This is a genomic window from Acidovorax sp. GW821-FHT09B03 (assembly GCF_059418305.1).
The window spans coordinates 28055-47345 of the sequence record NZ_JBWKPP010000012.1 but is presented as its reverse complement, the minus strand read 5'-3'; the positions used below and the strand labels follow the sequence as shown (position 1 = coordinate 47345).

The 19291-nt window shown below is 69.0% G+C and carries 16 protein-coding genes; 14 read left to right on the top strand and 2 right to left on the bottom strand.

What is annotated here, in order from left to right; translation table 11 throughout:
• Window positions 1-6 precede the first annotated feature (6 nt).
• The 5 genes from AC07PA_RS20375 (at window position 7) to nudB (ending at window position 6777) form a co-directional block, all read left to right on the top strand.
• On the top strand, window positions 7-627 hold the full coding sequence (locus tag AC07PA_RS20375; protein ID WP_007857775.1) for a DUF502 domain-containing protein: 621 nt from the start codon (window positions 7-9) through the stop codon (window positions 625-627).
• Between the two features lie 45 nt (window positions 628-672).
• Window positions 673-2493, top strand: a complete 1821-nt coding sequence (gene aspS / locus AC07PA_RS20370) for an aspartate--tRNA ligase (protein WP_007857776.1) — start codon at window positions 673-675, stop codon at window positions 2491-2493.
• A gap of 142 nt (window positions 2494-2635) precedes the next feature.
• Complete coding sequence (locus tag AC07PA_RS20365) at window positions 2636-3445, top strand: curli production assembly/transport component CsgG (protein ID WP_494608689.1); 810 nt, start codon at window positions 2636-2638, stop codon at window positions 3443-3445.
• A gap of 162 nt (window positions 3446-3607) precedes the next feature.
• Window positions 3608-6283: a chemotaxis protein CheW gene (locus AC07PA_RS20360; protein WP_494608688.1), complete on the top strand. Its 2676-nt coding sequence runs from the start codon at window positions 3608-3610 to the stop codon at window positions 6281-6283.
• Window positions 6280-6777, top strand: a complete 498-nt coding sequence (nudB, locus tag AC07PA_RS20355) for a dihydroneopterin triphosphate diphosphatase (protein WP_007857779.1) — start codon at window positions 6280-6282, stop codon at window positions 6775-6777. The genes AC07PA_RS20360 and nudB overlap by 4 nt, the downstream gene beginning before the upstream one ends.
• On the opposite strand, the gene AC07PA_RS20350 is transcribed toward nudB, so the two are convergent.
• Window positions 6752-7657 (bottom strand): LysR family transcriptional regulator, encoded by a 906-nt coding sequence (locus AC07PA_RS20350; protein WP_494608687.1) that lies wholly within the window; start codon window positions 7655-7657, stop codon window positions 6752-6754. The two genes, nudB and AC07PA_RS20350, sit on opposite strands and share 26 nt — an antisense overlap.
• 133 nt (window positions 7658-7790) lie before the next feature.
• Here AC07PA_RS20350 and AC07PA_RS20345 point away from each other — a divergent pair, with 133 nt between their 5' ends.
• From AC07PA_RS20345 to AC07PA_RS20315, 7 genes are read left to right on the top strand one after another with little or no spacing between them, the layout of a single operon-like run.
• A complete protein-coding gene (locus AC07PA_RS20345) occupies window positions 7791-9266 on the top strand; it encodes an FAD-binding oxidoreductase (RefSeq protein WP_494608686.1) in 1476 nt (491 codons plus the stop codon).
• A gap of 27 nt (window positions 9267-9293) precedes the next feature.
• Complete coding sequence (locus AC07PA_RS20340; protein ID WP_494608685.1) at window positions 9294-10769, top strand: aldehyde dehydrogenase family protein; 1476 nt, start codon at window positions 9294-9296, stop codon at window positions 10767-10769.
• Window positions 10770-10794: 25 nt separating this feature from the next.
• On the top strand, window positions 10795-11694 hold the full coding sequence (locus AC07PA_RS20335; protein ID WP_145694479.1) for a DODA-type extradiol aromatic ring-opening family dioxygenase: 900 nt from the start codon (window positions 10795-10797) through the stop codon (window positions 11692-11694).
• Window positions 11691-12635, top strand: a complete 945-nt coding sequence (locus tag AC07PA_RS20330) for a fumarylacetoacetate hydrolase family protein (RefSeq protein ID WP_494608684.1) — start codon at window positions 11691-11693, stop codon at window positions 12633-12635. The genes AC07PA_RS20335 and AC07PA_RS20330 overlap by 4 nt, the downstream gene beginning before the upstream one ends.
• Window positions 12636-12660: 25 nt before the next feature.
• Window positions 12661-13659 (top strand): Bug family tripartite tricarboxylate transporter substrate binding protein, encoded by a 999-nt coding sequence (locus tag AC07PA_RS20325; RefSeq protein WP_494608683.1) that lies wholly within the window; start codon window positions 12661-12663, stop codon window positions 13657-13659.
• A gap of 10 nt (window positions 13660-13669) precedes the next feature.
• Window positions 13670-14485, top strand: a complete 816-nt coding sequence (gene hpaH, locus AC07PA_RS20320; protein ID WP_494608682.1) for a 2-oxo-hept-4-ene-1,7-dioate hydratase — start codon at window positions 13670-13672, stop codon at window positions 14483-14485.
• A gap of 10 nt (window positions 14486-14495) precedes the next feature.
• Window positions 14496-15347 carry an aldolase/citrate lyase family protein gene (locus AC07PA_RS20315; protein ID WP_494608681.1) on the top strand — a complete coding sequence of 284 codons (852 nt, stop codon included), beginning with the start codon at window positions 14496-14498 and terminating at the stop codon, window positions 15345-15347.
• Between the two features lie 9 nt (window positions 15348-15356).
• On the opposite strand, the gene AC07PA_RS20310 is transcribed toward AC07PA_RS20315, so the two are convergent.
• On the bottom strand, window positions 15357-17168 hold the full coding sequence (locus AC07PA_RS20310) for a response regulator (RefSeq protein WP_145699523.1): 1812 nt from the start codon (window positions 17166-17168) through the stop codon (window positions 15357-15359).
• A gap of 134 nt (window positions 17169-17302) precedes the next feature.
• Between AC07PA_RS20310 and AC07PA_RS20305 the strand changes: the two genes are divergently transcribed.
• Both AC07PA_RS20305 and clsB read left to right on the top strand, forming a co-directional pair.
• Window positions 17303-18040, top strand: coding sequence for an endonuclease/exonuclease/phosphatase family protein (locus AC07PA_RS20305; RefSeq protein ID WP_494608680.1), 738 nt, complete (start codon window positions 17303-17305; stop codon window positions 18038-18040).
• Complete coding sequence (gene clsB / locus AC07PA_RS20300) at window positions 18037-19242, top strand: cardiolipin synthase ClsB (protein ID WP_007855840.1); 1206 nt, start codon at window positions 18037-18039, stop codon at window positions 19240-19242. Before AC07PA_RS20305 ends, clsB begins: the two co-directional genes overlap by 4 nt.
• The last annotated feature ends 49 nt before the right edge of the window (window positions 19243-19291 follow it).

Here is a 19291-nt window from a genome sequence, read left to right as displayed (position 1 = left end):
CTGCGGATGCCTTCCTTGCGCAAATGGTTGTTTACCGGTCTGCTGGTCATCGTGCCCGGTGTCATCACCGCCTGGGTGCTGCACTGGATCGTCAGCACGCTGGACCAGACCCTGCAGATCCTGCCGGAAGCCTGGCAGCCCGACCGGGTGCTGGGCGTGCACGTGCCCGGCTTCGGCGTGGTGCTCACGCTGGCGATCCTGCTCGTGGTGGGCGCCATTGCCAGCAATTTCGCCGGCCGCAAGCTGGTGCAATGGGGCGATGCCCTGGTGCACCGCATCCCGGTGGTGCGCTCGATCTACTCCAGCGTCAAGCAGGTCTCCGACACCCTGTTTTCCGAGAACGGCAATGCGTTTCGCAAGGCCGTGCTGGTGCAGTGGCCGCGCGAAGGCGTCTGGACAGTGGCCTTCGTCACCGGTGCGCCCAATGGCGAAGTGGCGGCCTACCTGCGCGATGAGTTCGTGAGCGTGTACGTGCCCACCACCCCCAACCCCACGGGCGGCTATTTCGTGATGCTGCGCAAGAGCGACTGCGTCGAGCTGGACATGAGCGTGGATTCCGCGCTCAAGTACATTGTTTCCATGGGCGTGGTCGCCCCGAACGACCCCACCCAGCTGCCTCCCAAGTAAGTAACCCTTTTGTCAATGCGCCCGAGGGGCGCTGGAAGTTCTGCCATGGCCATGCGTTCCCACTACTGCGGTCTTGTGACCGAAGCCCTCCTGGGCCAAACCGTCACCCTCTCGGGTTGGGTGAACCGCCGCCGCGACCACGGTGGCGTGATCTTCATCGACCTGCGCGACCGTGAAGGCTATGTGCAGGTGGTGTGCGACCCGGACCGCGCCGAGATGTTCAAGACCGCCGAAGAAGTGCGCAACGAGTACTGCGTGCAGGTCAAGGGCGTGGTGCGTGCACGCCCCGCCGGCACCACCAACGACAAGCTCAAGAGCGGCCAGATCGAAGTGCTGTGCCACGAGCTCAACGTGCTCAACCCCTCGGTCACGCCTCCGTTCCAGATCGACGAGGAAAACCTCAGCGAGACCACGCGCCTCACGCACCGCGTGCTGGACCTGCGCCGCCCCTACATGCAGAACAACCTGATGCTGCGCTACAAGGTGGCCATGGAGGTGCGCAAGTTCCTCGATGCCAACGGCTTCGTGGACATCGAGACCCCCATGCTCACCAAGAGCACGCCCGAAGGCGCGCGCGACTACCTGGTGCCCAGCCGCGTGCATGACGGCCAGTTCTTCGCGCTGCCCCAGTCGCCCCAGCTGTTCAAGCAGCTCTTGATGGTGGCCGGCTTCGACCGCTACTACCAGATCACCAAGTGCTTCCGCGACGAAGACCTGCGTGCCGACCGCCAGCCCGAGTTCACCCAGATCGATATCGAAACATCGTTCATGGAAGAGCAGGACATCCGAGACATGTTCCAGGGCATGATCAAGACGGTGTTCCAGAACACGCTGGGCGTGGACCTGGGCGAGTTCCCGGTCATGACCTACCAGGATGCGGCCTTCCGCTTCGGCTCGGACAAGCCCGACCTGCGCGTGAAGCTCGAATTCACCGAGCTGACCGAGGTGATGAAGGACGTGGAGTTCAAGGTCTTCTCGGGTGCCGCCAACATGAAGGGCGGCCGCGTGGTGGCCCTGCGCGTGCCCGGCGGTGCCAAGGAAGGTGCCGGCCTGTCGCGTGGCGAGATCGACGCCTACACCGAGTTCGTCAAGATCTACGGTGCCAAGGGCCTGGCCTGGGTCAAGGTCAACGACCTGTCCAAGGGCCGCGAGGGTCTGCAAAGCCCGATCATCAAGAACATCCATGACGCGGCGATCACCGAGATCCTCACGCGCACGGGTGCCCAGGACGGCGACCTGATCTTCTTCGGTGCCGACAAGGAAAAGATCGTCAACGACGCCATCGGCGCGCTGCGCATCAAGATCGGCCACAGCGAGTTCGGCAAGAAGAACGGCCTGTTCGAGAGCCGCTGGGCCCCACTGTGGGTGGTGGACTTCCCGATGTTCGAGTTCGACGAGGACAACCAGCGCTGGAACTCGGTGCACCACCCCTTCACCAGCCCCAAGGATGGTCACGAGGACTGGATGGTGACGGCACCCGAGAAGTGCATCTCCAAGGGCTACGACATGGTGCTCAACGGCTGGGAAATGGGCGGCGGATCGGTCCGTATCCACCGCGCCGACGTGCAGCAGAAGGTGTTCGACGCACTGAAGATCTCGCCCGAGGAAGCCCAGGAGAAGTTCGGCTTCCTGCTGGACGCGCTGCAGTACGGTGCGCCCCCGCACGGCGGCCTGGCCTTCGGCCTGGACCGCATCGTGACGCTGATGACCGGTGCCGAGTCGATCCGCGACGTGATCGCCTTCCCCAAGACCCAGCGCGCCCAGTGCCTGCTCACGCAGGCCCCGTCGCCCGTGGACGAAAAGCAGCTGCGCGAGCTGCACATCCGCCTGCGCAACCCCGACGCTGTGAAGACGGCCGCGGCCTGAGCGGGCCCGCAGGCACGAACCACCCCGTCATCCCCATGACCGGGCATTCCTGAGAAGAAAGCGGTAGCGGCCCCTGGCCGGTGCCGCTTTTTTCATGGGCCGTGCCCTTGTGTTCCCCTTTCCAATCGATCCGAGGTTTGCCATGCGTTCTTCCGTGAAAGCCCCCCTCGCGCTGGCCGTGGCCGCCACCCTGCTGCTGGCTGGCTGTGGCGAGAAGAAGACCGAGCTGGGCCAGGGCGGCTCGGTGGTCACCGGCTCCGCCGGGCCCGCGGGCGCCAAGGATGCCGCCAAGGAACTCACCCAGTGCAGCCAGCCCGTGGCGACGCTGGCCCTGGCCGAGAACCCCAACGGCTACACCGTCTCCAGCAGCTACCAGTTGCCGGCATCGCCCGTGCCGCTGATCCGCCTCATCGCCCAGCAGAGCGGCTGCTTTCGCATCGTCGACCGCGCGGCCGGCCTGCGCGGCACGGTGCAGGAGCAAGAACTCAAGGACGCCGGCATCCTGCGCAAGAACTCCACCGTGGCCAAGGGCAAGGGCTACGAGGCGCAGTACACGCTGACCCCGAGCCTGACCTTCAGCGAGCAGGACGCGGGCCGCAGCATCGCCGGCATCATCGCCATGATCCCGGTGCTGCGCGACATCGCAGGCCTTGTGGGCCTGGCCGAGCAGGTCAAGTTCAAGGAGGCGCAGACGGCCTTGCTGCTCACCGACAACGAGACCACCGAGCAGGTGGCTGCGGCCACCGGCGCCGCGCGCAGCACCGACCTAGGAGCGGCCGGCCTGCTCTGGGGCCGCATGGGCGGTGCCGGCGGCGCGGGCTGGAGCAATACCAACGAGGGCAAGGTCATCGCCGCCGCCTTCCTCGACTCGCACAACAAGCTCGTGACCCAGGTGCAGATGCTGCAGGCCAAGGAGCTGCCACCGCCGGTGGCGACGCGCAGCAAGCCCTGAGCGCCACGGCCACGGCCTGAGCCAGGAGAAGGGTACCGGTCCGCAGGGCGGCCCGGGGGGCATTGGCAAACGCATGCAATATGCCTGTTTGCAGATCCCGTGCCACACCGCACAATGCGTCGTCGGTCCTTGCAGGGCCTTCAGCGCAAAGGACGATCACCCGTGTCTCTCCCCCTGAATTCTCCGGAGCAGTGGCTGCGCTACATGCCCGCAGCGCAGCACCAGCGCCAGGAGCTGCGCCTGGTCGAAAGCGCATGGGACCAGCTCTCGCTGCTGTCGTCGCTGTCCCTGCTGTCCTCCAAGGCCTCGTCGGGCGGTGACCTGGCCCAGGCGCGCCGGGATTTCGCGGCCCTCTCGGGCGACCTGATGCAGGGCCTGGTGAACGAGGCCCTGAAGAACCGCACCGAGGATCTCGTCGCCCGCGCCCAGGTGTGCATCGACGTGCTGGTGCGCAACCTGTTCGAACGCACGGCCGACATCGGCTTCTTCGCCACCGACGTGGGTGTGGCCGAGTTCCTGGCCGATCCCAACCCTGCCCGGCGCCCGCTGATCGAGGCGCGCCTGGCCGAATACGCCAGCAAGTACACGGTCTACGGCAACATCTTCCTTTTCGACGCCGACCTGGAACCCTGCGCCAGCCTGCGCACCGTGTCCCCGGTGGGTGGGCTCGACCAGCGGGATGCCGACGGCGCCTTCCTGCGCTCGGTGCTGCAAAGCGATAGCAGCTATGTCGAGCACCATGCCGTGCACGGCTTCTGCGGCAGCTTTGCGCAAACACTGGTCTACGCCCGGCGTGTGCATTCGGGCGGGCGTGCCGTGGGCGTGCTGTGCCTGGAGTTCAAGCTGGCCGACGAAATGCCGGCCATCTTCGAGTCGGTGCAGCAAGAGGACGCACAGGGCATGGTGCACGGCAGCGATGCGGTGCTGGCCCTGGTCGATGCAGCGGGGCGCGTGCTCGCATCGGGCGATCCGCTGCAGTTGCCGGCAGGTTGGCAAATGCCCCCGGCGAGCAGCGCCGGCGTGCATGTGGTGCGCCATGCCAGCCGGCGCTACCTGATGGCCGTGCGCGACACCCAGGGCTTCCAGGGCTACCAGGGCCCGGGTTGGCGCGGCGTGGCGCTGCTGCCGCTGGACCTGGCCTTTGACGAGGTCTCGCATGACGAGCGCAGTGCCTTGGCCAGCGAGCTGTCGGGCCAGGCGGAACTGCTGTCGCAGGAGCTGCGCGACATTCCCCGGCGCTCGGCCGCCATCCAGTCGGCGCTGGAGCGCTCGGTCTGGAACGGCCTGCTCGAACTCCACCAGATCGGGGAGGCAGGCGATGAAGGCCGGGATGCCGCTGCACCGCGCGAGTTGCTGTTTGCCAAGACCCTGCTGGCCGAGATCGGCGCCACCGCGCGCAAGACCGCCCGGGCCTTCGACAGCGCCCTGCAGGACCTCTACAGCGTAGTGCTGCGCTCGCTGCTGCGCGACGCCCAGGGCCGGGCCGCATTGGCCATGCAGATCCTGGACCGCAACCTCTATGAGCGGGCCAACGATTGCCGCTGGTGGGCGCTCACACCGCAGTTCGCGCGCACCCTCGCGGCCGGAACCCTGGGCTGCAGCCAGGCCACGGCCGTGCTGGCGGAGATCAATGACCTGTACACGGTGTACGCCAGCCTGGTGCTGTTCGGCGCCGATGGCCGGGTGGTGGCCGTCTCGCAGCCAGAGCAGGCCCACCTTGTGGGCACCACGCTGGACGAAGGCTGGGCGCTGCGCTGCCTGCGCTTGCAGGGCAACCAGGCCTACACCGTGAGCCGTTACGAGACCAGCCGCTTCTATGGCCAGGGGCCGACCTTCGTGTACGCCGCTGCCGTGCGGGCGGGGGCGGGAGATGGCTGGGAGGGCCGTGAGGGCCCTGGTGGTGCCGGACCGGTCCTGGGCGGTATCGCCGTGGTCTGGGATGCGGCCAACCAGCTCCAGTCCATCCTGGACGACTGTGCCGTGGGAGCCGGCGCGCAGGATGTGCTGGCCTTCGTGGACAGCCGCGACCACCTGGTGCGCGCCAGCGGCAGTGCTGCCTCCCTGCAGGCGCCGCAGGCCATTGCCACGGCCCGCCAGGGCGGGCGCACGGCTGCGCTGGCCGGCCACCTGTACGGTGTGGGTCAGGCGCGCGGCCAGGGTTACCGCGAGTTCCGCACCAGCGATGGCTACGACCACGGCCTCAGCTGCCTGGTGCTGCGCCACCTGTGTGAGCGCCGCCTGGCGCCGCCCCCTGCGCCCCCGCTCGATGCGCACCCGGGCGCTGCACGCGTCGCGTCCGAGCACCGCATGCAGATGGCGACGTTCCTGATCGGCTCGCACTGGCTGGGGGTGGATGCGGCCCAGGTCATCACGGCCGCCCCCGACGTGACGGTGCTGCACGGCGGGGGTGCACGCGCTCCCTTCCTCGGGCTTGCACATGTCGGCGGGCGTGTGTACTCCGTGGTGGACCTGCGCAGCGTGGTGGCGCAGGGGCAGGGCGATGCCGCCGTGCCGCGGGCGGCCGACCCGAACCGCCAGATGGTGCTGGTGCGTGTGCCGCTCGAAGCGGGAGGATCCCGGGAATTCCTGCTGCGCGTCGATGCGTTGGGCGCCATGCTCGACCTCGACCGGCGGGACCTGCGCCCCGTGGGCATGGCCGGTGGCACGGCGGGCACCCCGTTGATCGACGCCGTGGTTCCCGTGCCCACGTCGGACGGCAGCAAGCCCGGGCGTGGCCTGCTGTGCCGCATCTCCCCGCAGTGGCTGCTGCAGTGCGCCGTGGGGGCGTTGCCCGAGGGCCCCGCGCTCGACGTCGATGCGCTCGTGGCTGCGGCATGAGCAGCCCGGGGGCGGTGGCGGCTCTTGTGCGGCCTTTCAAGATCCCGCAGTCGGTGCTGGTCGTGATCCACACGCCCGCGCTCGAGGTGCTGCTCATTCGCCGCGCCGATGGCGGCGAGCACTGGCAGTCCGTCACCGGCAGCAAGGACCGCGAGGACGAAGCCTGGGAAACCACGGCCGGGCGCGAGGTGCGCGAGGAGACCGGCATCGACGTGCAGGCCCATGGCTGCGTGCTCGCCGACTGGTACCTGGAGAACGTCTACGACATCTGGCCCCAGTGGCGGCACCGCTATGCGCCGGGCGTGGTGCTCAACCGCGAGCGTGTCTTCGGCCTGCGCGTGCCCGCCGGCACACCGGTGGTGCTGAGCCCGCGCGAGCATGTCGCCTATGAATGGTTGCCCTGGCGCGATGCGGCGGACCGGTGCTTTTCCGCCAGCAATGCCGAGGCCTGTCTCCTGCTCCCCCGCTTCAGCGGCGTTGGGGCAGCACCTTGACCAGGTGCTCCGCAAACCCTTCGGCCGCCGGTGAGGTGGCGCGCTGCGTGGGGCGGTACAGGCACACGTAGCGCATGGCCTCGGGTGCCAGGATGCGCCGGCGCACCAGCCCGAGGGGCTTGGCCAGCGCGCCCACGTAGTCGGGCGCCAATGTGGCGGCCACGTCGGCGGCGGCCAGGCCCAATGCGGTGGAGATGTTGTCCACGATCTCCACCGGCGTCACGCGCTGCCCGCTGGGAAGACCGGTGTGCATCTGCGCCACGCTGCGCTCGTGGTCGCGGCCTGCGGCCACCAGCGGGTGGGCATGCAGCTGCTGCCAGGTCACGCTGCGCTGGCGCGCCAGCGGGTGGGTGGGTGCGCACCACAGCACCCAGGGGCTTTCGAACAGCTGGGTGCGCGCCACGTCCTCGCCGCAGGCGCGGTCCGGGCCGAGGGCCAGGTCGGCGTCGCCGCTGGTCACCGCGTCTACCAGCTTCTCCACCGGCACGTCACGAATGTGGATGCGCACCTTGGGGCGCTCCTGCAGGTAGGCCTTGATGGCCTGCGGCAGGATCACGCTGGCCACGACCAGGGGCGCGGCGATGCGCACGATGCCGGCCGCGCGGTTGCGCACGTCGCTGGCGGCCGACTGCGCCATGCGCAGGTGCTTGAGCACCGACTCCGCCGAGGCCAGGAACTCGCGCCCCGCGCTGGTGATGGCCACGCGGCGCGTGCTGCGCTCGAAGAGCTTGAAGTCGAGCGCATCCTCCAGCTCGCCCACCAGCTGGCTCACGGCCGAGGGCGTGAGCGCCAGCCGGTCTGCCGTGGCCGTGAAGCTGCGCATCTCGGCCACGGTGACGAAGGCTTCGAGCTGGCGCGGGGTGAAGTGGGGCAGGGACATGGCCATTCATTAGACCATCTTCACAATCCATAAGAAAGCATTGATTGTGGTGGAAGGGGGCGCTGCCGATACTTCGCGGCAAGGCGCACAAAGCGCCACCAACGCGCCAACAACGAGACAAGCAGCAAGCCCGATGACCGCCGTCCCCACCGCAAGCACCCTGGACTCCCTGCGCGCAGCCTACGCAGGCCGCCTGTGGACCGAGCCTGCGGACACCGCCCCTTTCCTGACCGACTGGCGTGGCCAATGGACCGGTCCGGCGCTGGCAGTCGCCCAGCCGGCCGACACGGCCGAGGTGGCGCAATTGCTCGCCTGGTGCCATGCGCACGGCGTGCCCGTGGTGCCGCAGGGCGGCAACACCGGCCTTTCGGGCGGATCTGTGCCCGAGGCGGCAGGCCGGCAGCTGCCGCTGCTGCTGTCCTTGACCCGGTTGAACCGCGTGCGCCAGGTCGATCCCTTGAACAATACCCTGGTGGTGGAAGCCGGCGCCACGCTGCAGCAGGTGCAGGACGTGGCCCGCGAGGCCGGGCGCCTGTTCCCGCTGAGCCTGGCGGCCGAGGGCTCGTGCACCATCGGCGGCAACCTGGCCACCAATGCCGGCGGCGTGCAGGTGCTGCGCTACGGCAATGCGCGCGAGCTGTGCCTGGGCCTGGAAGTCGTGACGCCCGAGGGCGAGGTCTGGAACGGCCTGCGCACCCTGCGCAAGGACAACACCGGCTACGACCTGCGCGACCTGTACATCGGCTCCGAAGGCACGCTGGGCGTCATCACCGCTGCCGTGCTCAAGCTGTTTCCGTTGCCTGCGGCCCAGGTGGCCGCGCTGGTGGCGGTGCCCTCGCCGGGCGATGCCCTGCAGTTGCTGGCGCTGGCCCAGCAGCGCCTGGGCGCATCGCTCACCGCCTTCGAATTGTTGTCGGACACCTGCCTGTCGCTGGTGCTGCACCACGTGCCGGGCGCCCGGCGCCCGCTGGCCGAGGCCTCGCCCTGGTACGTGCTGCTGGAGGTGTCGGTCACCGGTGCCGAGGAGGGTGCAAGCGACCAGGCGCAGCAAGCCCTCGAAGGCGTGCTCGAAGCCGCGATGGAGGCGAGCTGGGTGGCCGATGCCGCGTTGTCCGCCACGCTCGCGCAGTTCGAGGCCCTGTGGGCGCTGCGCGAGAACATCTCCGAAGCCCAGGGCGCCGAAGGCCCGACCATCAAGCACGACATCGCGCTGCCGATCTCGCGCATCCCCGATTTCATCGCACGCACCGATGCAGCCGTGGCCACCGCTTTCCCCGGTGTGCGCCTGGTGGTCTTTGGCCACTTGGGCGACGGCAACCTGCACTACAACGCCTCGCCGGCCACGCCCTCGCCCGACGCCGCAGGCCGCGCTGCCTTCCTCGCGCTGGAGGCACCGCTGAACCGGCTGGTGCATGACGCCGTGCACGCCGCAGGCGGCTCCATCAGCGCCGAGCACGGCCTGGGCGTGCTGCGCCGCGACGAATCGGCCCGCTACAAGGCGCCGCTGGAGTTGCGCCTGATGCAGCGCATCAAGGCCGCGCTGGACCCTGCCGGCCTGATGAACCCGGCCAAGCTGCTGCCCGGGACCCCTGTGGCCCATCGCACCTGACCTGCCATTCCCCTGGAGAAACGCCCCGTGAGCACCGACACCCTGAACGTCGCCGGCATCGCCGTATCGCCCCACCACTACATCGATGGCCAGCGCGTGGCCTCGGACCTGCGCTTCGACCTGCACTCGCCCATCGACCAGGCGCTGCTGGGCCGCATCAGCGAAGGATCGCCGGCCCATGTGGACGCAGCCGTGACCGCTGCGGCGCGTGCCTTCCCTGCATGGAGTGCGCTCACAGCGGCCGAGCGCAAGCCCTACCTCGACCGTTTCGCGGCCGAGATCGGCCAGCGCGCCGAGGCCTTCTGCACGCTCGAATCCAACGATGCGGGCGTGCTGCTCTCGCGCATGAAGCACGGTGTGGTGCCGCGCGCCATGCTCAACATCACCTGGTTCGCCGAGCATGCGCTCTCGCTGCAGGACCGCCCGATCGAGACCGAGCAGGCCATCCACCTCGTGCGCCACGACCCGGCCGGCGTGGTGGCCATCATCACGCCCTGGAACGCGCCGCTGATGCTCGCCACCTGGAAGCTCGGCCCGGCCCTGGCCGCGGGCAACTGCGTCATCGTCAAGCCGCCGGAATGGGCGCCGCTGACCAGCAGCCTGCTGGCCGATTGCGCGCATGCCGCCGGCCTGCCGCCCGGTGTGTTCAATATCGTGCAGGGGGCGGGTGCCAGCACCGGTGCGCGCCTGGTCAGCGACCCGCGCCTGGCGCGCGTCTCGTTCACCGGCTCGGTGCCCACGGCCAAGTGGATCGCGCAGTCGGCCGGCGCCAACCTTGTGCCCTGCAGCCTGGAGCTCGGCGGCAAGTCGGCCTTCATCGTGCTGGAGGACGCCGACATCGACAACGCTGCCGCCACCGGCGCGCTGATGTACCGCAACGCCGGCCAGGTGTGTCTGGCGGGCACGCGCTTCCTGGTGCACCGCAAGGTGCACGACGCCTTCGTGGCGGCCCTGCGCGGCTACGTGGAAAAGCTCACCGTGGGCGATCCGCGCGAGGAGGCCACCGAGGTCGGGCCCATCATCCACCCGCGCCAGGTCGAGCGCGTGCACGGCTTCGTGCAGCGCGCCGTGGCCGATGGCGCCACGCTGCTCTGGGGCGGGGCGCACCACCCCTTTGGCGCGCAGTACTACCAGCCCACGCTGCTCACGCACGTGCGCCAGGACAGCGAGATCGTGCAGAACGAAGTCTTCGGCCCCGTGCTCACGCTGCAAACCTTCGACAGCGACGAGGAGGCCATCGCCCTGGCCAATGGCACGGACTACGGCCTGGGCGGCGTGTGCTACGGCGAAGCGGAGCACGCCAGCGCCGTGGCGCAGCGGGTGCGCACCGGCTTCATCTGGGTCAACAGCTTCGGCATTCGCGACCTGGCCGCGCCCTTCGGCGGCATCAAGCGCAGCGGTGTAGGCCGCGAAGGCGGTGACTGGAGCTTTGAGTTCTTCTGCGACGTGAAGGACGTTGTTGTCCCGAAAAAGCCCTTCCGCGCCAGCTTTAGCCACCGCTAAGACACATCCAAAGGAGACACACACCATGGGAAGCATCGTTGGCGCCGCCATCGTCTCGCACCACCCCGGCCTGATGCAGTGCGAAGAGTTCCGCGTGCTGCAGGGCGCGGGGGCCGACTCGGACCTGATTCCTGGCTATGCGCGCCTGCGCGAGCGCATTGCCGCGGCCCGGCCCGACGTGGTCATCATCTTCGACTCGCACTGGTTCACCACGGGCTACCACCTGGTGGACGGGGCGCCGCGCTACCAGGGCATGTTCATCTCCGACGAGATGCCCTGGTACCTGCACGGCGTGCCCTACGACTACCGCGGCCACCCGGACCTGGCGCTCGATATCGAGGCTGTCTCGCGCGAACAGAAGGGCTACAACCGCGTCATCAACCACCCCGACCTGGGCAAGCAGTACGCCACCATCAACCTGGTCAAGCACCTGCGCCTGGAGCGCAGCGATACGCCGGTGGTCACCGTGAGCTCGTGCCAGAACTGCGACTGGCGCCACTTCCTGAAATCGGGCGAAGCGATTGCCGAGGCCGTGCGCCGCAGCGACCTGCGCGTGCTGCTGCTGGCCTCGGGTGCGTTGAGCCACAAGTTCAACCCCATCGACTGGAAGCCCAACCACCCGCGCATCTTCCATGAGAGCAATGTCTCGCGCCCCGAGAACATCGTGAGCGACAAGGGCGCCATCGCCCTCATGGAGCAGGGCCGGCACGATATGGTGCTCGACCGCTGGCAGGACGAGTACCGCAAGATGCCTTGGGAGGCCTTCGGCGCCCACTACCTGCAGATGCTGGGTGCCATGGGCGGGGCCGACTGCCGTGCGCGCGGCGTGGCCCTGTCGGCCTACGAGAACGCCCGCGGCACGGGCAACGTGCACATGTGGTTCGATAGTGAAGCGAGCGAAGCAACGGCAAAGGTGGCGGCATGAACTTCGAATTCCCGATCACCGAACTGCCCGCCGTGATGCGCGGCCCGCGCGTGGAGCGCCGCCGCGTGCTGGTGGGCGGCAGCGCCTGCTGGGGCACCATGGTGGAAGAAGGCGCGCAGCAGGGGCAGTTGCGCCTGGACGATGGCCGCGTGCTCGACCCGGCCACGGTGCAGCACCTGCCGCCGGTCTCGCCCAGCAAGGTCATCGCGGTGCACATCTCGTACAGCTCGCGCAGCTTCGAGACACGCAACCAGCCCAAGCCCACCGAGACACCGACCTATTTCACCAAGCCACCGACCTCGGTCAACGGCCATGGCTGCGAGATCCACAAGCCCGCCGACAGCCTGTACCTGAACTATGAGGGCGAGTACGCCGTGGTCATCGGCAAGACCTGCCGCAACGTGCTGCCCGAGGAGGCCTGGGACTACATCGAGGGCTTTTGCCCCGCGCTCGACATGGGCCTGCAGAACTACCGCGACACCGACCAGGGCAGCATGCTGCGCGTGAAGGGCGCGGACACGCTACTGCCCATCGGCCCGGGCATCGTGCGCGGGGTGAACCTTTTCGAGCAGACCTTGCGCACCTACCGCAACGGCCTGGTGGTGCAGGAGGCGCACATCGGCGACGAGACCATCTGGGGCCCGCACTACGTGGTGGCCGACATTGCGCGCCACATCACCCTGGTGCCGGGCGACGTGATCCTGATGGGCACGCCCTGCCACTCGCGCTCGGTGGACCCGGGTGACCTGGTGGAGTGCGAGATCACCGGCCTGGGCCGCCTGGCCGGCACGGTGGTCGCCATCGACGCACCGCGCGCCTCGGCCCTGGGCGTGGGCCACCAGCCCACCGACAGCCCCGAGGTGCGGCGTGTGGCCTGCGGCTTTGACGAGCGCGTGCCCGAGCACCTCAAGGCCAATTACCGGCAGGCGGCGAAGAAATAACCACAACGAGACCCGGAGACAACGCATGACGAAATCCTCGCCCACCCCTTCCCGCCGCAACATCCTGCAACTGGGCCTGGCCGGCGCCGCAGGCACGCTGCCCTTCATGGCCCAGGCCCAGGCCATCGACACCGTGAAGATCCTGGCCGGCTTTGCCGCCGGCGGCACCGTGGACACCCTGGCGCGCCGCGTGGCGACCCAGATCACGGGTGGCTACGCCAAGTCGGCCGTGGTGGAGAACAAGACGGGTGCGGGCGGGCAGATCGCCATCACCACACTCAAGGCCGCTCCGGCGGACGGCGCCACGCTGCTGGCCACGCCCATGTCCATGCTGGGCATCTACCCCCACACCTACAAGAAGCTGCCCTACGACCCCGTGGCCGACGTGACCCCGGTCTCGCTGGGCGTGGTGTTCGACATGGGCTTTGCCGTGGGCCCGCAGGTGCCGGCCTCGGTGAAGACCGTGCCCGAGTTCCTCGAATGGTGCAAGGCCAACCCCACGGGCGCCAACTTCGGCTCGCCCGCACCGGGCTCGGTGCCGCACTTCGTGGGCGAACTCATCAGCCGCGCCGGCAAGGTGGACATGCGCCACGTGGGCTTTCGCGGCTCGCAGCCGGCCATCCTGGACCTGCTGGGCGGGCAGATCGCGGCCGTCTCGGCGCCGGTGGGTGAGTTCCTGCCGCACCTCCAGGGCGGCAAGATCCGCGTGCTGGCCACCTCGGGCGCCACGCGCAACAAGTTCATGCCGGGTGTCAGCACGCTGATCGAGCAGGGCTACAAGGACATGGCCTACAACGAATGGTTCGGCTTCTTCCTGCCGGGCAAGGCGCCGGCCGAGCTGGTGGCCAAGGCCAATGCCGCCATCCGCACCGCGCTGGCCGACAAGGATGTGATCGCCGGGCTGGCCGCGATGGGGCTGGAGGCGCGCTCGTCGAGCCCGGCCGAGCTGGCGGCGCTGCTCAAGGCCGATGGCGACAAATGGGGCCCCATCGTGAAGGCCATCGGCTTCACGGCGGAATCCTGAGGGCTGCACGATGCTTGACGATGCGCTGATACAGCAGCTCGCGCTGGAGCTGCACCAGGCCGAGAAGACCCGTGTGCAGGTGGAGCATTTCTCCAAGCGCCACCCCGGCATGACGGTGCAGGACGGCTATGCCATCTCGCGCGCCTGGGTGGCGATGAAGATCGCCGAAGGGCGCAGCGTGCGCGGCCACAAGATCGGCCTGACCTCGCGCGCCATGCAGGTCGCCAGCCAGATCACCGAGCCCGACTTCGGCACGCTGCTGGACGACATGTTCTTTGCCGAGGGCGGCGACATCCCCGTGCAGCGCTTCATCCTGCCGCGGGTGGAGGTGGAGCTGGCCTTCGTGCTCAACAAGCCGCTGCGCGGCGAGCCGGGGCGCCCCCCGGTGAGCATCTTCGACGTGCTGGCCGCCACCGAGTACGTGGTGCCGGCCATCGAGATCATCGATGCGCGCATCGAGCAGCACGACCGCCACACCGGCGTGATGCGCAAGGTCTTCGACACCATCTCGGACAATGCGGCCAACGCCGGCATCGTCACCGGCGGGCGCCCCGTGCGGCCCGATGCGGTGGACCTGCGCTGGTGCGGTGCGCTGCTCTACAAGAACGGGGTGATCGAGGAGTCGGGCCTGGCCGCTGCTGTGCTCAACCACCCGGCCACGGGCGTGGCCTGGCTGGCCAACAAGCTGGCACCCTATGGCGAGGGGCTGGCAGCTGGCGAGGTAGTGCTGGGGGGCTCGTTCACGCGCCCGGTGGCGGCTTCCGCGGGCGATACCTTCCATGCCGACTACGGGCCGCTGGGCAACATCGCATTCCGTTTCGTCTGAAAGGCTGGCTGTGCAGACACCCGTGAACACCTTCAAGCAGGCCCTGGCGGAGCGCACACCGCAGATCGGCATGTGGTTCGGCCTGGCCAGCGGCTATGCGGCCGAACTCGTGGCGGGCGCCGGCTTCGACTGGCTGCTGCTCGATGGCGAGCATGCGCCCAACGACGTGCCGCGCATGCTGGAGCAATTGCAGGGCATTGCCAGCGCACGCGCCCTGCTGGGCCCGGGGCCACACCCTGTGGCCCGCGTGCCCGTGGGCGACACGGTGCTGATCAAGCAGTACCTGGACATCGGCGCGCAGACGCTGCTGGTGCCCATGGTGGACACGCCCGAACAGGCCGCCCAGCTGGTGCGCGCCATGCGCTACCCGCAGGACGACGGGCAGGGAGGCATCCGCGGCATGGGCGCGGGCCTGGCGCGCGCTTCGCAGTGGATGCGCTACCCCGGCTACCTCAAAGAGGCCAATGCCCAGGTGTGCCTGCTGGTGCAGGCCGAAAGCACCCTGGCCATCGAGAACCTGGATGTGATCGCCCGCACGCCGGGCGTGGACGGCGTTTTCTTCGGCCCGGCCGACCTGTCGGCCAGCATGGGCCATGTGGGCAACCCGGGCCATCCCGCGGTGCAGGCCGCCATCGAGGACGGCATCCGCCGCGTGCTGGCGGCCGGCAAGGCGCCGGGCATCCTCATGGCCGACGAGACGCTGGCGCGCCGCTACCTGGAGCTGGGCGCCGTGTTCGTGGCCGTGGGGGTGGACACCAGCGTGCTGGTGGCCGCCACGCGCGACCTGGCCGCGCGCTACGGGCGCGCGCTGCACCCTGCGCAGCCGCAGCTGCCTGTGGCAGGCGCATCGGTCTACGGCTGAGCGCTGTGTCTACAGCGGCCGCAGCCGGAGCTTTTCCGCCGGATCGGGGGGCTCGGGCGTCGGCACGCCCAGGATGTCGTCGATGGAAGGCTCGTCGGGCATGTCCAGGATCTGGTCGGCCGACAGCTCGACCCGGGCGGCGATGGTAGCCAGGGCGGCCGATGCCACCGCCTCGGGCGGCGGTGGCGTGCGCGTGCGTATCACCACGCCGCCGGGCCGGCGCTCGCCGTCCTGCCCCAGTACCGCGCGGGTCGGCGCGTTGCCGCAGCGGGCGCGCACGGCCTGCACGCTGTCCTGCAGTACCTCTGCATCGACAATGCGCTCGCGCTGGCGCAGCAGCACCTGCTGGGCCATGTCGGCCAGCTTGGAGTTCAGGGAGCTTTCGGCCAGCTGCAGCAGGTTGCGCACGGCGCCCTCGGCATCGCCGGCCAGGCTCTGGGCCATGGCTTTCTCGGCGGCCTGGTTGATCTGGGGCAGGCAGTCGCGCACGAGGTCGGCGTAGGCTGGGTAGACATTGCAGGCATTGGCCATCAGCTCGGTCAGGCCGCGCGTATTGGCGTAGCGCATGCCCAGCGCATGCACCCATTTTTCTCCGTCCGAGAGGTCGATGGAGGTGGCCGCCAGCACGGCCAGCAGGCTGGCCAGGTTGCAGGCGGCCTCGAAGTCGAAGCTGGCCTCGCCGATCTCGCGCGCCATGTCGCGCACCGCCGCCACGGCGGCAGAGAACTGCCGCTGCTGGATGAGCAACAGGGTCTGGGCAATGCTGGCAAAGCGCTGGATGCGCTGGCTGTCCTGGTGGCGCTCCAGGATGCGGGCAAAGTCCGCCACGCAGCGCTCCATGCCCTTGCGGTCCTTGTCGGAAAAATAGGAAAAGGCCAGCAGCACCAGGGCCTGGAAATCGAACAGCTTGGAGTCGATGCCCAGCATGGCCGCGCGCGCGAGCACGCTGGCCGCAGTCTTGCGGTCACCCATGTAGAACGACATCATTCCCAGCTTCTGCATCCGCACCACCGAATCGGGGGTGAGCGCGCTGGCCGTGCGGTAGGTTTCGATGGCGTCCGTGAAGTTGCCGAGCTCCACCTGGGCACGGCCCAGCACGTCGTAGGCGTCGGCGAACGAGGCATCCTCGCCGATCAGGCCCTGCAAGGTGGTGATGGCCCGGGTGGCCTGGCCCGACTCGATCTGCGCACGCGCCACGCCGAGCTTGGCCCAGGGCAGGGCGCGTGCGGCGATCACGGCCTCGAACAGCGTGCGTGCCTCGTCATGGCGGTTCAGGCGCAGCAGCAGCTCGGTACCGATGCGCGCGGCATACAGCCAGTAGGGCTTGCGTGCCTCGAAGCGTTCCACGCACAGGCGCGAGGCAAGCTCGAAGTCCTCCTGCTCGATGGCGTCGAAAATGGGCTTGAGATGGATCTTGCGCAGGCGCGCCAAGCTCAGCCGCTCGAACAGGGCACTCGGCGTGAAGGGTTTGAGCAGGTAGCCATCGAGCGCCGATTCGGCCGCCTCGGCCACGGCAGCATACGAGGCCTCGGCCGTGACCATGAAGAACACGGTGGAAAAAGGCAGCATCTGCGCGCGGCGCAGGTCGTCCAGCAGGGTCTGGCCGGACTGCCCGGTTTCGGCAAAGGCCTGCTCGCACAGCACATAGTCGAACACGGTGTGCTCCAGCCGGCTGCGGGCGTCGCGCAGGCGGCTGCACTGCACGATCTTGGTGACCCCGTACTCGCGCAGCTGCCCCACCAGAATGCTGCGCGAGGTGGCATTGCTGTCGATGATCAGCGCCAGGCTCTCTGGCGGATCCGGGTCTTTGCCTGTGGCCATCTGCGGCTCGGGGTGGTGTAATTAAAAGTAACTTACGCTGCAAGCACAGTGTATGCCCGGCCTGCGCGGACCGCGATGCGGGTTAGCCCGTCCCGGCCCGCCATGTGTCGGTTGCTTGCGACACAATGGCTGCCATGGACAACACAGACATCCTGCGGGTGGCGACCTACAACATCCACAAGGGGGTGCAGGGCATCGGCCCGGCACGCCGCCTGGAGATCCACAACCTGGGCCATGCGGTCGAGCAACTCGATGCCGACATCGTCTGCCTGCAGGAAGTGCGCCGGCTGAACCGGCAGGAGGCCCGGTACTTCCAGCGCTGGCCTGAGCTTCCCCAGGCCGAATACCTGGCGCCTGAAGGCTACGAAGCGGTCTACCGTACCAACGCCTTCACGCGCCACGGCGAACACGGCAATGCGCTGCTGTCGCGCTGGCCGGTGATCGGCCACCAGCACGAGGACATCTCCGACCACCGCTTCGAGCAGCGCGGCCTGCTGCATGTGGAGGTGGACGCCCATGGCCGCAAGATCCATGTGATCGTCGTCCACCTGGGGCTGATCCCGGGCAGCCGCATCCGCCAGATCGAGCGGCTGCAGCGCTTCATCGAGCGCGAGGTGCCCGGCGGCACGCCGCTGGTGGTGGCTGGCGACTTCAACGACTGGGGCCTGCAGGTCAAGCGCATGCTCGCGGGTTTTGGCCTGTACGAGTTCGAGGAGCCCCGGGCCTTCACCTACCCCGCGCGCCTGCCCCTGGTGCAGCTGGACCATGTCTACGTGCGCGGCCTCACGCCCCTGTCGCTGCACGTACCGCGCGGCCGTATCTGGTGGCGCATGTCCGACCACCTGCCCCTCATTGCAGAATTTGGCCTGTGAGCTTCGCCGCCGACCACCGGGTGCGCCTGCTGCAGGGCGCGCAGGAGCTGTTTCCCGCGCTGGTCGAGGCCATGGATGCGGCGCTGTCCGACATCCAGTTCGAGACCTACATCTTCGACTTCACCGGCAGCGGCGCCAGTGTGGCCGAGGCCCTGGAGCGGGCAGCCCGGCGCGGCGTGCGCACCCAACTGGTGGTGGATGGCGTGGGCACGGGCGCTTTTCCGCTGGCGTGGACGCAGCGCTTCTCGGCCGCCGGGGTGCTCTTTCGCGTCTACTCGCCGCTCGGGCCACTGGGCCTGCTGCTGCCGCACCGCTGGCGCCGCCTGCACCGCAAGCTGTGCGTGGTGGACGGCTGCATGCTGTTCTGCGGCGGCATCAACGTGCTCGATGACCTGCACGACCCCCATTTCGGCGCGCTGGCCGCGCCGCGCTTCGACTTTGCCGTGCAGGCCACGGGCAGCCTGGTGGCGGTGGCCAGCGACACCATGGACCAGCTGTGGTGGCGCATGCAGGCCATGCGCGACATGCGCGAGCGCCGCCTGCCCGAAGCCCTGCAGGCACTGCGGGCGGCCAGCGCCGCCCAGCACGCCGCCCAGGCGGCGCAGGAAGGGCCGACCATGCGCGCCGCGCTGCTGCTGCGCGACAACGTGCGCAACCGCAGCCGCATCGAGCGTGCCTACCGCCGCGCCATCGGCGCGGCGCGGCACGAGGTGATCATCGCCAACGCCTACTTCCTGCCCGGCGGCAAGCTGCGCCGCGCGCTGCTGATGGCGGCGCGCCGCGGCGTGCGCGTGCGCCTGCTGCTGCAGGGCCGCTACGAGTACTTCATGCAATACCACGCGGCGCGGCCGGTGTATGGCGCGCTGCTCGCTGCCGGGGTGGAGATCCACGAGTACGCGCCGAGCTTCCTGCACGCCAAGGTGGCCGTGGTCGATGCGCTGGGCGAGCGGCCCTGGGCCACGGTGGGCTCGTCCAACCTCGACCCGCTGAGCCTGCTGCTGGCGCGCGAGGCCAATGTGGTGGTGGAGGATGCCGCCTTCGCCGCCGAGCTGCGCGCGCGCCTGGTGCAGGCCATGGAACAGGCCGGCCGGCGCATGGAACCGGCGCGCTACGCGGGGCGCCCGTTGCGCCAGCGCGTGCTCGACCAGGTGGCCCATGCGCTGATGCGCCTGGCCCTGTGGATCACGGGCCGCCGGTACTGATACCGATGGCAGGCTTTGCTGCTATATAAATGGTAGCTGTATCGCGATG